This is a genomic window from Corynebacterium pilbarense (assembly GCF_026930265.1).
In the GTDB taxonomy this organism is placed as follows: Bacteria; Actinomycetota; Actinomycetes; order Mycobacteriales; family Mycobacteriaceae; genus Corynebacterium; species Corynebacterium pilbarense.
In genome coordinates this window covers 45,122-58,233 of the sequence record NZ_JANRML010000003.1, presented here as the reverse complement: position 1 = coordinate 58,233, position 13,112 = coordinate 45,122, and the positions used below count along the sequence as shown (strand labels likewise).

At 67.6% G+C, this 13,112-nt stretch carries 13 protein-coding genes; 9 read left to right on the top strand and 4 right to left on the bottom strand.

Going from position 1 to position 13,112, the window contains the following annotated elements; genetic code table 11:
- Positions 1–21: 21 nt before the first annotated feature.
- From nucS to NUW87_RS03835, 4 genes are read left to right on the top strand one after another with little or no spacing between them, the layout of a single operon-like run.
- Positions 22–714 carry an endonuclease NucS gene (gene nucS, locus NUW87_RS03850; protein WP_239219459.1) on the top strand — a complete coding sequence of 231 codons (693 nt, stop codon included), beginning with the start codon at positions 22–24 and terminating at the stop codon, positions 712–714.
- On the top strand, positions 714–1,001 hold the full coding sequence (locus tag NUW87_RS03845) for an Rv1322 family protein (protein WP_063937385.1): 288 nt from the start codon (positions 714–716) through the stop codon (positions 999–1,001). The genes nucS and NUW87_RS03845 overlap by 1 nt, the downstream gene beginning before the upstream one ends.
- Before the next feature lie 10 nt (positions 1,002–1,011).
- The gene (locus tag NUW87_RS03840) at positions 1,012–1,314 is read left to right on the top strand and encodes an MTH1187 family thiamine-binding protein (protein WP_034999836.1); all 303 of its coding nucleotides are present in this window, start codon (positions 1,012–1,014) and stop codon (positions 1,312–1,314) included.
- 6 nt (positions 1,315–1,320) lie between these two features.
- Positions 1,321–2,154: a tetratricopeptide repeat protein gene (locus NUW87_RS03835; RefSeq protein ID WP_269027273.1), complete on the top strand. Its 834-nt coding sequence runs from the start codon at positions 1,321–1,323 to the stop codon at positions 2,152–2,154.
- Here NUW87_RS03835 and glgB read toward each other — a convergent pair.
- Together glgB and NUW87_RS03825 are read right to left on the bottom strand one after the other, a co-directional pair.
- Positions 2,151–4,340 (bottom strand): 1,4-alpha-glucan branching protein GlgB, encoded by a 2,190-nt coding sequence (glgB, locus tag NUW87_RS03830; protein ID WP_269027272.1) that lies wholly within the window; start codon positions 4,338–4,340, stop codon positions 2,151–2,153. The genes NUW87_RS03835 and glgB overlap by 4 nt on opposite strands.
- 8 nt (positions 4,341–4,348) lie before the next feature.
- Positions 4,349–6,376 carry a maltotransferase domain-containing protein gene (locus NUW87_RS03825; protein WP_269027271.1) on the bottom strand — a complete coding sequence of 676 codons (2,028 nt, stop codon included), beginning with the start codon at positions 6,374–6,376 and terminating at the stop codon, positions 4,349–4,351.
- 140 nt (positions 6,377–6,516) lie between these two features.
- Between NUW87_RS03825 and NUW87_RS03820 the strand changes: the two genes are divergently transcribed.
- The 5 genes from NUW87_RS03820 to NUW87_RS03800 are packed head-to-tail and all read left to right on the top strand — an operon-like array spanning position 6,517 to position 11,561.
- Positions 6,517–7,311 carry an ABC transporter ATP-binding protein gene (locus tag NUW87_RS03820; protein ID WP_269027419.1) on the top strand — a complete coding sequence of 265 codons (795 nt, stop codon included), beginning with the start codon at positions 6,517–6,519 and terminating at the stop codon, positions 7,309–7,311.
- 18 nt (positions 7,312–7,329) lie between these two features.
- Positions 7,330–8,205 carry an NUDIX hydrolase gene (locus NUW87_RS03815; protein ID WP_269027270.1) on the top strand — a complete coding sequence of 292 codons (876 nt, stop codon included), beginning with the start codon at positions 7,330–7,332 and terminating at the stop codon, positions 8,203–8,205.
- A complete protein-coding gene (locus NUW87_RS03810) occupies positions 8,195–9,334 on the top strand; it encodes a THUMP-like domain-containing protein (RefSeq protein ID WP_269027269.1) in 1,140 nt (379 codons plus the stop codon). The genes NUW87_RS03815 and NUW87_RS03810 overlap by 11 nt, the downstream gene beginning before the upstream one ends.
- Before the next feature lie 10 nt (positions 9,335–9,344).
- Positions 9,345–10,454: a cysteine desulfurase family protein gene (locus NUW87_RS03805; protein ID WP_269027268.1), complete on the top strand. Its 1,110-nt coding sequence runs from the start codon at positions 9,345–9,347 to the stop codon at positions 10,452–10,454.
- A 51-nt stretch (positions 10,455–10,505) separates the two neighbouring features.
- Positions 10,506–11,561: a glycoside hydrolase family 25 protein gene (locus tag NUW87_RS03800; RefSeq protein ID WP_239219473.1), complete on the top strand. Its 1,056-nt coding sequence runs from the start codon at positions 10,506–10,508 to the stop codon at positions 11,559–11,561.
- Here NUW87_RS03800 and NUW87_RS03795 read toward each other — a convergent pair.
- On the bottom strand, positions 11,558–12,346 hold the full coding sequence (locus NUW87_RS03795) for a spermidine synthase (RefSeq protein ID WP_269027267.1): 789 nt from the start codon (positions 12,344–12,346) through the stop codon (positions 11,558–11,560). The genes NUW87_RS03800 and NUW87_RS03795 overlap by 4 nt on opposite strands.
- 14 nt (positions 12,347–12,360) lie before the next feature.
- Positions 12,361–13,110 carry an ABC transporter permease gene (locus tag NUW87_RS03790; RefSeq protein ID WP_269027266.1) on the bottom strand — a complete coding sequence of 250 codons (750 nt, stop codon included), beginning with the start codon at positions 13,108–13,110 and terminating at the stop codon, positions 12,361–12,363.
- Between the last annotated feature and the right edge of the window lie 2 nt (positions 13,111–13,112).

The following is a 13,112-nucleotide window of genomic DNA, read 5'->3' as shown; positions in this document are numbered from 1 at the left end:
CCCGGCTGTACCCTGACAGGCATGCGTCTTGTCATAGCCCGTTGCTCTGTGGATTACGTCGGCCGCCTGGATGCGCACCTGCCGGAAGCGAAGCGCCTGATCTTGCTCAAGGCGGACGGTTCGGTGTCCATCCACGCGGATGACCGCGCCTACAAGCCGTTGAACTGGATGACGCCGCCGTGCACCACCCGTGTGGAGCAGGTGGTGGACGTCGACGGCGAGGACACCGGTGAAGAGCTGTGGATCGTGGAGAATCCAAAGGGCGAGCAGTTGCGCATCACTATCTCCGAGGTGCTGTTGGACGAGACGAAGGAGCTTGGGCAGGACCCCGGCTTGGTTAAGGACGGCGTGGAATCGCACCTGCAGGAGCTTCTAGCGGAGCACATCACCACGCTCGGAGACGGCGTCACCTTGGTGCGCCGCGAGTACCCGACTGCGATCGGTCCGGTGGACATCCTGGCGCGCGACCCGCAAGGCGGCACGCTTGCGGTGGAGGTCAAGCGCCGCGGCGGCATCGACGGCGTGGAGCAGCTCAGCCGCTACGTGGAGCTGCTCAACCGCGACGAGCTGCTGCGCCCGGTGCGCGGCGTTTTCGCGGCGCAGGAGATCAAGCCGCAGGCGCGCACGCTCGCGGGCGACCGCGGCTTCGAGTGCGTGACCCTGGACTACGACGAGCTGCGCGGCATCGAGTCCGCGGAGCTGCGCCTGTTCTGATGCCGCGCAGGAACCGTCGCCGGAACCAGGCGCCGCGCTACGTGCTGCCCAAAGATGGCTCCACGTTCATCGGTACGCAGGAGATGGAGGGGCCGAGCTGGACCAACGGGGAGATCTTCAAGGTGCGCCAGATCGGCTCGGCGGCCGCGACGAAGTACTACATCTGCCCGGGCTGCAACCAGAACATCCCGCCCGGGGTGGCGCATGTGGTGGCGTGGCCGCGCGATACCGGACGCGGCGCGGACGACCGGCGGCACTGGCACAAGCACTGCTGGCAGCGGCGCTAGTATTGGCCGCATGATTGCAGCGTTTTCTGTGGCACCGACCATGACCGAGAATTCCAACGCGGAGATGTCCGATGTTGTCGCCAGGGCGGTGAAGGTGGTCCGCGAGTCGGGCCTGCCGCACGAGACCACGGCGATGTTCACCACCATCGAGGGGGAGTGGGACGAGGTCATGGACGTGATTAAGCGGGCGACGCAGGCGGTGGAGGAGGTCTCCCCGCGCGTGTCGCTGGTGGTCAAGGCGGATATCCGCCCCGGCTACGAGAACATGCTGCAGCAGAAAGTCGAATCCCTGAACAAGCACTTGGAGGCGTAAGAGCACATGACCAACCCGCAGTTCACCGGCGGCGCGATCGACTTGGGAGCGCTCGCGGAGCGCAACGACGAGGCGCAGGCCGGCTTCGAGTCGTTCATCACGGTCACTGAGGCCAACGTTGAAAAGGGCGTGTTCGAGCGTTCCATGCAGATCCCCGTGGTGCTGCTCATCGGCACGCCGCGCAGCCCAGACTCGGAGAACCTGAAGGCGCAGTTTGAGAAGCTCTCGGCAGGCCAGCGCGCGTTCATGGTCGGCTACGTGAACGCGGACACGACCCCGCAGGTCGCGCAGGCCATGGGCGTGCGTGTGCTGCCCACCGTGGTCGCGCTCGCGGGCGGGCGCCCGGTGGCCAACTTTGAGGGCAACCAGCCGGCCGACGAACTCGAGCAGTGGGTGGGCGCACTGGTCAGCCAGGTGGGCCCGCAGCTGCAGGGGCTTGTCGACGACAACGCGCCCGAGCAGGAAGACGTCGACCCCCGCCTGGACCGCGCGACGGAGGCGCTCAACGCGGGCGACTTCGACGCCGCCACGGCGGTCTACGACGAGATCCTCGCTGACGACCCCACCAACGCCGATATCAAACAGGCCAAGGCGACCGTGGCTGTGCTCAAGAGGGTGCAGGGGCAGGGGGAGCCGGAGGATGACGTCGAGAAGCTGCTGTGGCTCGCGGACAAGGAGTTTGTCGCAGGCGACCCGGAGGCGGCCTTCGACCGTCTGCTAGAGCACGTCAAGGCCGAGCCGCGCGCCAAGGAGCGATTGCTGGAGCTGTTGACGCTGCTCGAGCCGGGCGACCCGCGCGTGATCGCGGCGCGCACCCGGCTCGCAAGCGCCCTGTTCTAGCGGCGCAGGATGTAGTACTGCGCGCTCATCGCCGGCACATGCAGCTGAACGGACTGCTCGAAGCGGTCCCACTCGGTCGGCTCGGTGGTGAGTACCTGCGGCAGGTCGTTGCCGGCGCCGCCGTAGACGGCGTCGTCGGTGTTGACTAACAGCTCCCACTCGCCGGCCTCGGGAAGCCCCAGGCGGTAGTTGGGCTGGGAGGCACCGGAAAGGTTTACCACGGCGAGCACCGGGGTGGCGTCCACGCCCCAGCGGATGTAGGCGAGGATGTTGTTCGCGGCGTCGTCACCCTTGACCCACTGGAAGCCCATCGGGGTGTTGTCCTGCGAGTACAGCGCCGGGGTGTCGCGGTAGACGCGGTTGAGGTCGCGCACGAGGCGCTGCACGCCGCGGTGGTAGCCGTGGCCCCAGCTATCGGAGATGTTGTCCCAGTTGACGGAGTGGGCCTCGTCCCATTCGGTGGTCTGGCCCCACTCGCAGCCCATGAACAACAGCTGCTTGCCGGGGTGCGAGAACATGTAGCCGTAGAGGGCGCGAAGGCCGGCGGCCTTGTTCCAGTCGTCGCCGGGCATGCGGGTCCACAGCGAGCCCTTGCCGTGGACCACCTCGTCGTGGCTAAACGGCAGGACGTAGCGCTCGGAGAACGCGTAGACCAGCGAGAAGGTGATCTCGTTGTGGTGGTAGGAGCGGTGGATGGGGTCCAGGGAGAAGTACTCTAAGGTGTCGTTCATCCAGCCCATGTTCCACTTCAGGGAGAAACCCAGCCCGTCAGCGTCCGTCTGCGCGGTCACGCCCGGCCAGGCGGTGGATTCCTCGGCGATGGTGAGCACACCCGGGTGCTCGCGGTGCACGGTGGCGTTCATCTCCTGCAGAAACTGCACGGCCTCCCAGTGCTCGCGCCCGCCGTACTGGTTGGGCAGCCACTCGCCGGGCTCACGGGAGTAATCCAGGTAGAGCATGGAGGCCACCGCGTCCACGCGCAGGCCGTCCAGGTGGAACTCCTCGCACCAGTACAGGGCGTTGGCCACCAGGAAGTTGCGCACCTCGCGGCGGCCGAAGTCGAAGACGTAGGTGCCCCAGTCTTTCTGCTCGCCGCGGCGCCAGTCGGGGTGCTCGTAGAGCGCGGTGCCGTCGAAACGCGCGAGCGCGAAGTCGTCTTTGGGGAAGTGGGCGGGCACCCAGTCCACCAGCACGCCGATGCCGTTGGCGTGCAGGGTGTCCACGAGTTTGCGGAACTCGTCCGGGGTGCCCCAGCGCGCGGTCGGGGCGTAGTAGCCGGTGACCTGGTAGCCCCAGGAGCCGCCGAAGGGGTGCTCGGCCACGGGCAAAAACTCCACGTGGGTGAAGCCGTTTTCCACCAGGTAGGGCACGAGCTCCTCGGTCAGGGTGGCGTAGTTGGAGCCCTGCTTCCAGGAACCGATGTGGCATTCGTACACGCTCATGGCGGAGTTGGTGGCGTCGATACCGGCGCGCGCGTTCATCCACTCGCTGTCCGTCCACTCGAATTCGCTCGGCGCGGCCACCACGGAGACGGTCTCCGGCGGGGTGAGTGTGCGCTTGGCCAGTGGGTCGGCCTTGTCCACGCGGGTGCCGTCGGCAGTCTGGATCGCGTATTTGTAGGTCGCGCCGTCGCCGATGCCAGGGATGAAGATCTCCCACACGCCGGAAGAGCCCAGAGAGCGCATGGGGTACTGGTTGGGGTTCCACCCGCAGAAGTCGCCGATGACGGCCACTCCCTGGGCGTTCGGCGCCCACACGGCAAAGGAGGTGCCGCGGACCTCGCCCAGGGAGGTCTCGTAGGAGCGCACGTTCGCGCCGAGGACCTCCCAGAGGCGTTCGTGTCGGCCCTCGTTGATCAGGTGCAGATCCAGCGAGCCCAAGGTGGGCAAAAAGTGGTACGCATCCGCCACGATGGCAGGCTCTGCACCCGGGTAGGTGACGCGGAAGCGGTAGTCGGGCGCATGCTCGTCGTCAAGCGAGATTGCCCAGATGTCGTCGCCGATGGGTTCCATGGCACGTGCGCCGTTGTGGATGAGCAGCTCCACGCGCTCCGCGCCGAGGAAGCGAGTGCGCACGACGGATCCTGCGCCCACGCGGTGCCAGCCGTAGAAATCGTGGGGCGCGTGGTGCTTGCACTCGATGAGGCGCTGGCGGTCGCCTTCGGGGATGAGCAGGTCGGTGTTCATTGGCTTCCTTAGGGACGGTAGTCGTGGTCTGAAATCTGACGGTACGCAAGTGCTTCTCGACGAGCCGAAGGCACCTCCGGCAACCGGAAAATATGCGCGACGTTCTTCTCCGGCGCGAGACGGATGAAGTTGCCGGTCTCGGCGGTGGTCCAGGTGTAGCGCTCGCCGGTGATCTGGTCGTGCACCTTGAAGGTTTCTCCGTCGTTGAGTCCTACCGCGGAGGCGTCGACACGCAGCATGCCCTCCTGGGTGGAGGAGGGGTTTAAGTTGATCACCACAAGCACCGCGTTGCCGGTCTCGGCATCCACCTTGGAGTAGGCGATGATCTGGTCGTTGGCGATGTCGTGGAAGCGGATCTGACGCAGCTGCTGCAGTGCCGGGTTGTCACGGCGGATCTGGTTGAGCAGGGTCAGGTACGGCTCGAGCGACGCGCCCTTTTCCAGCGCGGCGTCGAAGTCGCGGTGGCGCAGTTGGTACTTCTCGCTGTCGTGGTACTCCTCGCTGCCTTCGGCCACAGGGCGGTCCTCGTAGAGCTCGTAGCCGGAGTAGACACCCCACAGCGGACTCATGGTGGCAGCCAGGGTGGCGCGCAGCGCGAAGGCCGCCGGGCCGCCCTGTTGCAGCGTGGCGTGCAGGATGTCGGGGGTGTTGACGAAGAGGTTGGGGCGGGAGACATCGGCGACGTCCACGAGCAGCTGGGCGAAATCGGTCAGCTCCGCCTTAGTGGTCTTCCACGTGAAGTGGGTGTACGACTGCGAGAACCCGGCCTTGGACAGCCCGTACATGCGCGGCGGGCGCGTAAACGCCTCCGCCAGGAAGATCACGTCCGGGTCGGTCTCGTGCACCTTCGCAATCAGCCAGTGCCAAAAATCCACCGGCTTGGTGTGGGGGTTGTCCACACGGAAGGTGGTCACGCCCAGGTCCACCCAGTACATGAGCACGCGGTAGATCTCCGCGTAGAGCTTTTCCGGGGCGTTGTCGAAGTTGAGCGGGTAGATGTCCTGGTACTTCTTCGGCGGATTTTCGGCATAAGCAATGGTGCCGTCCGCGAGCACGGTGAAAAACTCCGGGTGCTCTTTGGCCCACGGGTGGTCGGGGGCTGCTTGGAGGGCAAAGTCGAGGGCGATTTCCAGGCCCAGCTCGTTGGCATGGTCCATCATGTCGAGGAATTCGTCCTCGCCGCCCAGGTTCGGGTCGAAGGCGTCGTGGCCGCCGTGCTTGGAACCGATCGCCCACGGTGAGCCGACGTCTCCGTCTTCCGGGGTCAGCGTGTTGTTCCGGCCCTTGCGGTTGACCTCGCCGATGGGGTGGATCGGCGGGAAGTACACGGTGTCGAAGCCCATGTCCGCCACGCGCTGGAGCTGCGCCGCGGTGGTTTCCCACGTGCCGTGGACGGGGTTGCCCATAGCGTCCACGCCGCCGGTGGAGCGGGGGAACAGCTCGTACCAGGAGTTCACCAGCGCCTCGCGGCGCTCCACCAGGATGTCGGCCACCGGTCCGCGGGTGACCAGCTCACGCAGCGGGTACTCGGCAAGCACGTCGCGCACCTTGCTTGACACGCACGGCGCGATGCGGTCGGCGAGCGGGAGCGTGTCGTCGAGAAGCGTTGTGCGGGCGTTCTTCAGCACCTGCGGGGAGGGAGTTTGGGCGATGGCCGCGGCGAACAGGTCCGCGCCGTGGGCGATGTCGTTGGCCAGCTCTTTTTCGGTCTGGCCGGCGGCGAGCTTCTTCTCCACCGCATTGCGCCAGGTGGCCATCACGTCGCTCCACGCATCCACGCGGTAGCGCCACAGCCCCTTTTCGCGGGGGATAAACACGGCGTGGACGTAATCCGGGCGGTAGAACTCCTGATGCATCGGCACCGTAAACTGCTCGCCGGTAGGCGACACCAGCACCAGTGTCGCAGCGATCGCGTCGTGGCCTTCGCGCCACACCAGCGCCGAAATAGGCACGACCTCGCCGACCACCGCCTTCGCGGGCAGCGTGCGACCGGAAACCTGGGGGCGCACATCGTCGATGCCAAAGCGAGCAACCATTTTTACTGACCCTCTCAACCTGCCTGCATTCCATCAGCCAGGGTAGCGCGGGCCTCCCACACACGCGGGCCGAAATAGGTAAAGATGGATGCGTGAATGCGAGTGAGGAATTGGTGACAGACCCGGACCTGCTGGTGGACATGCGCGACGTGGAATTCATCCGCGGCGGCAACACCCTTGTGGGGCCCGTGACATGGCAGGTGGAGCTGGACGAGCGCTGGGTGGTCATCGGCCCCAACGGCGCCGGCAAGACCACCTTGATCCGCATGGCCTCGGCCCAGGAGTTCCCGTCCAAGGGCACCGTGTTCATCCTCGGAGAGCGCGTCGGCGCCACCGACATGCGCGACTTGCGTGCGGCGATCGGCGTGACGTCCTCGGCGGTGGCCCAGCGCGTGCCGGACAACGAGAAGGTGGGCGACCTGGTCGTCTCCGCCGGCTATGCCATTTTGGGGCGCTGGCGCGAAGACTACGACGAAATGGACTACGAGCAGGCCCTCGAGGTGCTCGAGCAGGTCGGCGCGATCCACCTGATCGACCGCACCTGGGGCACCCTGTCCGACGGCGAGAAGAAGCGCGTGCTGGTTGCGCGTGCGGTGATGACCAACCCGGAGCTTTTGATCCTGGACGAGCCGGCCGCCGGCATGGACCTGGGCGGGCGCGAGGACCTGCTGGCCTACCTGGGCGATCTGGCCATGGACCCGGACGCCCCGGCGATTGTCATGATCACCCACCACTTGGAGGAGATCCCGGCGGGCTTTACCCACGCCATGCTGTTGGACGAGGGCGAAGTGGTCGCCCAGGGCCTCATCAACGACGTGCTGACCTCTGAAAACGTTTCGCGCGCCTACCACCAGCCCATCGAGGTCACAGTGGACGAGGGCCGCTACACCGCCCGCCGAGCTCGCGCCAAGCGCGGTGGTGCGCACCGGGCGTAGGCCCGGGGGATTTCGGCAATGCCCACGAGAAGGAATCGCACCCAGGGCGTGCTGACGCACGACGTCGGCGACACCATCGACGTCCACGAGCGCAGCGGGTTTCAAGGTGCCCGGCTGTCCGCGACGGTGATGCTGCTGCGCGACGGTGCGGACGGTCTCGAGGTGTGGATGCAGGAGCGCGTGCTTTCCATGCCGAATTACCCCGGCATCACTGTCTTTCCCGGCGGTGGGGTGGATTCGCGCGATTTCCCGCCGCGCGCGTGGGACGACGGCGAGCTGTGGCTCGGCCGCTCCGCGATTTCCCTGGCCCGCCAGCTGGGCGTGACCAAGTACAAGGCGCATGCGTTGCTGTTTGCGGCGGTGCGCGAGCTGTTCGAGGAAACCGGCACGCTGCTCGCCGTGGACGACGACGGGGTGCTGCTCGATGACGCGCGCCCCTTCCACGAGCACCGCCTGAAGTTGGCGTCGCATGAGCTTTCGCTTACCGACGTGCTCCGCGAGTCCAACCTCAACGTCTGCGCCGACCTGGTCAAGCCACTCGCGAGGTGGGTGGGCAAGTCTGAAAGCGGCAACTGGTTCGACACCTTCACCTTCGTCGCCGCCAACCCGGAGGGCCAGGAGCCGGATTCCAACACCGAGGAGGCGGACGACGCCAACTGGTTTCCTCCCAAGCTGATCTTGGACGGCTGGCGCCACGGCCTGGTGCGCCTGGCGCCCTCGACGTGGGCGCAGCTGAACGAGGTAGCGCGCTTCAGCGACACGGAAGAGGCGCTGGCCGCCGCCTGGCGCGCAGACCTGTCCCCGGTGGTGGGTGACCCGGTGGACGACGTGCGCTACCACGACTTCTTCTCTTTCACGCCCATAGACAGGATTGGACGCCGCGGTGGGATTTAGCGTTGTAGAAGCCCGCTTTTTGTCGGAGCACGCCAGGGAGATCGCGGAGGTTGCGCCGCAGGTGGCGCTGACCAAGCAATCCGTGTTCGCGGACCGCGCGGTCCTCGATGCCCGTTTCGGCGAGTACGCCCGCGCGGTCAGCGTGCTCATCTCCTCCCAGCGCGCGGCAGCAGGGAAGTTTCCGGAGCACTGGCTCACCGACGCTGACGCAGTGCAGCAAGCCACCCCGACGCGCGTGGCGAGCGTGCGGGCCAGGCGCATCGCCTCAGCCGGGGTGGAGTTCGTCCACGACGTGACCTGTTCGGTGGGCTCCGAGGCGCCGGCGTTTCTTGATGCCGGCGTTGCCTGGCTCGGCTCGGACCTGGACGCCGCGCGCCTGGTCATGGCGCGGCACAACCTCGGCGCAGGCGCCTGGCTGGCTCGCGCCGACGCGCTCGCGCCGGTGAGCTCCGGCGGGGCGGTGGTGGCTGACCCCGCGCGCCGGGCCGGCGGCAAGCGGATCACCGACCCGGCGAAGCTCCTGCCGCCGCTGCCGGACCTGCTTTCCGCGCATGCCGGCCGCGAGATGGCGGTCAAGTGCGCGCCGGGCATCGACTACTCCGGGTGGGATGGCCTGGTCAGCGTGGTCTCGGTGGACGGGAGCGTAAAAGAGGCGTGCCTGTACACGCCGGGGTTGGCGGGCGGAGCTCGTCGAGAAGCAGTGGTGTTGCGCGACTTCGAGGAACGCGTCACCGACGACGAGCCGGACGAGGTGGAGGTCACCGCGCCGCGCAAGTGGATCATCGAGCCGGACGGCGCGGTCGTGCGTGCGGGGCTGGTGCGGCAGTGGGCCGCGCGCCACGGGCTGAGCATGCTCGATGAGCACATCGCCTACACCACCGGCGACGCTGTGCCAGCGGGCTATAGCGGCTTCGAGTTCATCGAGGCGGTGCCGCTGCGCGCGCTGAAGAAAACGCTCGCCGGCCATGGCGCTGGGGCCGCGGAGATCCTCGTGCGCGGGGTGGACGTGGACCCGGACCAGCTGCGCAAGAAGCTCAAGCTGCGCGGGGACAAGCAGATGGGTGTGGTGATCGCGCGCATCGGCGACGACGCGGTGGCGCATGTGTGCCACGCGCGCGTGCACGCCTAACCTGTGGGGCATGGTCTACCTCGATCACGCAGCCACCACTCCCATGCGCCAAAGCGCCATCGACGCGTGGGTAGAGCACGCAGGTGTCTTGAACGCCGGCAGCCAGCACGCCGCCGGGCGCAAGGCCAACGCGGTGCTCGCCGACGCCCGCGAGCGCATCGCCGCAGCCCTTGGCGCGGATCCGGTGGAGGTGGTGTTCACCGGCTCCGGCACCGAGGCGAACAACATCGGGGTGCGCGGGCTTTGGAGCGCTTCCGGAGGCGGCCGTGTGGTGTCTACCCCGATCGAGCACCCGGCTGTGCTCGAGGTAGTCAAGTCTCTGGGGCAGACTGAGTGGCTGCCGGTGGGGCGCGACGGCGTGGTCTCGAACCTTTCAGCGCTAGATGCCCCGGCCGCGGTGGCGGCGGTGATGTGGGCGAACAACGAAACCGGCGCGATCCAGCCGGTGCGCGAGTCGGTTGCGCGGGCCGGGGCGGCGGGCACGTCGGTGCACGTGGACGCGGTGCAGGCGGTCGGGCACATTCCGGTGGACTTCCACGAGCTCGGCGCGGCCACGCTGGCGGCCAGCGCGCACAAGTTCGGCGGGCCGCGCGGGATGGGGATTCTGTTGGCGCGGCGCTCGCCGGCGCCAAAACCGGTGATCTTGGGCGGCGGGCAGGAGCGCGGCATCCGCTCCGGCACGGTGGACGTGGCCTCGGCGGCGGCAACGGCGGCGGCACTGGAGGAGGCGGTCGCCGAGATGGGGCAGGAGCGGCAACGGATCGCGGGCCTGCGCGACGCGGTGATTGCCGGGGTTAAGGCAGCTGTGCCGGAGGTGATCGCTGTAGCGCAGGAGCCTCGCCTGCCCGGGCACGCGCACTTCATGTTCCCGGGGGCGAACGCGGACGCGCTGATCATGCTTTTGGACGCCCAGGGCATCCAAGTCTCGGCCGGGTCGGCGTGCGCCAGCGGTGTGCTGCGGATGAGTCACGTGCTCGAGGCGATGGGGTACTCCGAGCGCGAAGCGATGGGGGCGCTGCGTGTGACGGTGGGGCGGACGAACACGCGCGAGGACGTGCAGCAGTTTTTGGCGGCGATCCCGGAGGTGGTGGAGCGAGCTAGAGCCGCTGGCGCGCTGTAACACGCGTGTCGTGTGTGGTGCGTGTGACTTGAGTGGTTTAGTGTGTCGGACATGCAGATTTCTCGCCGCATCCGTACCGCAGCCGCCGCCGTGACCGCGCTCGCCTTAGGCCTGAGCGTGATCAACCCGGTGACCGGGCCCGCAGACGCCCAGCCCATCCCGGGCGTTGTTTCCGGCGTGGACGTGGCGGGCCACCAGCGCCCGGGCGGCGCCGCCATCGACTGGCGCTCCGTGCACACCATCGGCGGCCAGGACTTCGCCTACGTGAAGGCCTCCGAGGGCGACGGCTGGAAAAACGACTTCTACGACGAGGACGCCAAGGCCGCGGCCGATGCCGGCCTGAAGGTGGGCGCCTACCACTACGCGCGCCCCGCCGAGGATCCGGTGGCGCAGGCGCGCTACTTCGCCTCCGTGGTCAACGACGGCCCGGCCACCCAGCTGCCGCCCGTGCTGGACCTGGAGGTCGACGAAGGGCTGGGGCCGGTGCAGCTGGCGGGCTGGACGCAGGCGTTCCTCTCCGAGCTGGAGGCGCGCACCGGCAAGCGCCCGATGATCTACACCTACCGCTACTTCTGGTACGAGCGTATGAACGACACCAGCGCGTTTACCTCGTATCCGCTGTGGCTGGCGGCGTTTCAGAACCGTCCGCCGGCTCCGGTCGGTGGTTGGGACAAGCTGAGCTTCTGGCAGCGCAGCGAGTCCGGTCGCGTGGTGGGCATCAACACCCCGGTGGACATGAACATCTACAACGGCAACGCCGCACAGCTGAACCAGTTCGCCGCGGGCGACCTGCGTGCCGGCGGTGGTGTGCTGGAGGCGTTCCAGGCGCCGGACTCCGGGGAGCTGAAGGTGCTTGAGCAGGACAGCACCAAGCTCGTCGTCGCGATCCTTGCGCTCGCCGCTGGCGGCCTGGGTGCGCAGCAGCTTATCGACGCCGCCCGCCTCGCCGGCTTCGACCCGACCGACGCGGACAACATCGCGGGCCTCGTCCGCGCGCTCGCGGGCCAGGGCGAGCTGCCGATCGAGGACCTGCAGAAGATGATGACCGGCGACTACCAGATCGGCGACTTGCTCATCCTGCTGGACAATGCCGCGAAAGCGGCTTAGTCGTGCCGCGGTGTCGTCGCTAAGCGGCGGCACCATTTTTCGTCTTTGAACTGCGCCGGCACCCCGCCTTTGAGCAGGTTGCGGGTAAGCGTATCGCTCGCCTCCAGGGGGTGGTCAGCGCCGATGAGGACGATGTTGCCGTAGCGGCGGCCCTTGAGCATCGGCGGGTCCGCGATCGCCGCGACGTGCGGAAACACCTCTAACATCCCCGCCAGCTCCTCCTTGGCCTCCTTGAGATCCGCGTGCGAGCCGCAGTTGGCCACGTAGAAGCCGCCTTCGCTTAACGACGCCCACGCCGCGCGGTAGAACTCCACCGTGGTGAGATCGCGCGGCGTGGTGGCGGAGGTAAACACGTCGCGGATGATCACGTCGCGGGTCGCCGGTTTGAACGCGTCGGTGACCTCGCGGGCGTCGCCGACGCGGATTTTCACGGTGGGGGACCGGGGGACGTCGAAAAGCTCGCGCGCAAGCACCGCAAGCTCCGAGTCGATCTCGACGACCGTGCTGCGCGAGCCGGGCCACGCGGCGGCGAAGTAGCGGGCGAGCGTGCACGCGCCGCCGCCGAGGTGCGTCAGGCGCGACTTCGCCCGCTTTGTCTCTGGGTAGGCGGAGTCGAGGAAGTCCGCCATCCAGCGCATGTACTCGAAATCCAGCCGGGTCGGCTCGCCCGGCACGATGTGGGAGCTGGGTACCCCGTTGACGAGCAGCACCATGGAGCCGTCCGGCTCGTGGAGCACCTCGGCGACGCCGGTGTCGATCTCGTAAAACTCGCTTTTTGCGGCCATGGCTGGTGAGGGTACTAGAGGCGCGCGTCTGTCCCTCGCAGGTAGGCCGCAGAGGCGGCCCACGCGGCTGCCGCGAGCGCGGCCGAGGCGAGGATCACGCTCAGGACAGTCCCGAAGTCGAGTGCGCCGGCATCGGCGACGGCGGTGCTTCCCATCCACAGCGTTTCCGACAGCAGCGCCGGCGCGAGCACGAACCGCACGCCGGGCATGCCGGAGGCGAGCGCGCCGAAGGAGATGAGGCTGGCTATCACGGCGATGCCGATGGGGGCAGCGAAGCTGCGGAGGACCATGGAGAAAAGCGACTGCCAGGCCGCCACCGCCACCATCGGCGCCAGCGACAGCGCAGCCGCGGCGAGGAGGTGGACGGGAAACGCGCCCTGGACGCCCAGGGCGAAACCGATAACGAGAGCGAGAATCACCAGAACCGCGTGCATCGTCGCGGCCGCGATGCTGATCGCCGCAATCTTTGCGGCCACCAGGCTGCCGGCGCTGCGGGTGGAGGTGAGCATGGTCAACCAGTTGTGTCCCCGGTGCTCCACGCGCCAGGCATAGGCGGCCAGCACCGCGATGCCGGCGGTGCAGAACAGCATGCCGTAGAAGAGCATGATCTGAGAGAAGTAGCTGTCCCAGCCCGCGGACAGAGTCTCGGCATTGGCGGAGTAGTTGCCGGCGCCGAAGCCGACGGCGATAAGCGGCACGAGGACCACCACCGCCCACATGTGGGAGCGCTTGAACTTCAGCAGGTCGTTTGTGATCAGGTGCATGG

Bases quoted from the DNA above. Each gene is read 5' to 3' on its own strand.
- nucS (WP_239219459.1), top strand. From the start codon at position 22: ATGCGTCTTGTCATAGCCCGTTGCTCTGTGGATTACGTCGGCCGCCTG.
- NUW87_RS03845 (WP_063937385.1), top strand. From the start codon at position 714: ATGCCGCGCAGGAACCGTCGCCGGAACCAGGCGCCGCGCTACGTGCTG.
- NUW87_RS03840 (WP_034999836.1), top strand. From the start codon at position 1,012: ATGATTGCAGCGTTTTCTGTGGCACCGACCATGACCGAGAATTCCAAC.
- NUW87_RS03835 (WP_269027273.1), top strand. From the start codon at position 1,321: ATGACCAACCCGCAGTTCACCGGCGGCGCGATCGACTTGGGAGCGCTC.
- glgB (WP_269027272.1), bottom strand. From the start codon at position 4,340: ATGAACACCGACCTGCTCATCCCCGAAGGCGACCGCCAGCGCCTCATC.
- NUW87_RS03825 (WP_269027271.1), bottom strand. From the start codon at position 6,376: ATGGTTGCTCGCTTTGGCATCGACGATGTGCGCCCCCAGGTTTCCGGT.
- NUW87_RS03820 (WP_269027419.1), top strand. From the start codon at position 6,517: ATGCGCGACGTGGAATTCATCCGCGGCGGCAACACCCTTGTGGGGCCC.
- NUW87_RS03815 (WP_269027270.1), top strand. From the start codon at position 7,330: ATGCCCACGAGAAGGAATCGCACCCAGGGCGTGCTGACGCACGACGTC.
- NUW87_RS03805 (WP_269027268.1), top strand. From the start codon at position 9,345: ATGGTCTACCTCGATCACGCAGCCACCACTCCCATGCGCCAAAGCGCC.
- NUW87_RS03800 (WP_239219473.1), top strand. From the start codon at position 10,506: ATGCAGATTTCTCGCCGCATCCGTACCGCAGCCGCCGCCGTGACCGCG.
- NUW87_RS03795 (WP_269027267.1), bottom strand. From the start codon at position 12,346: ATGGCCGCAAAAAGCGAGTTTTACGAGATCGACACCGGCGTCGCCGAG.
- NUW87_RS03790 (WP_269027266.1), bottom strand. From the start codon at position 13,110: ATGCACCTGATCACAAACGACCTGCTGAAGTTCAAGCGCTCCCACATG.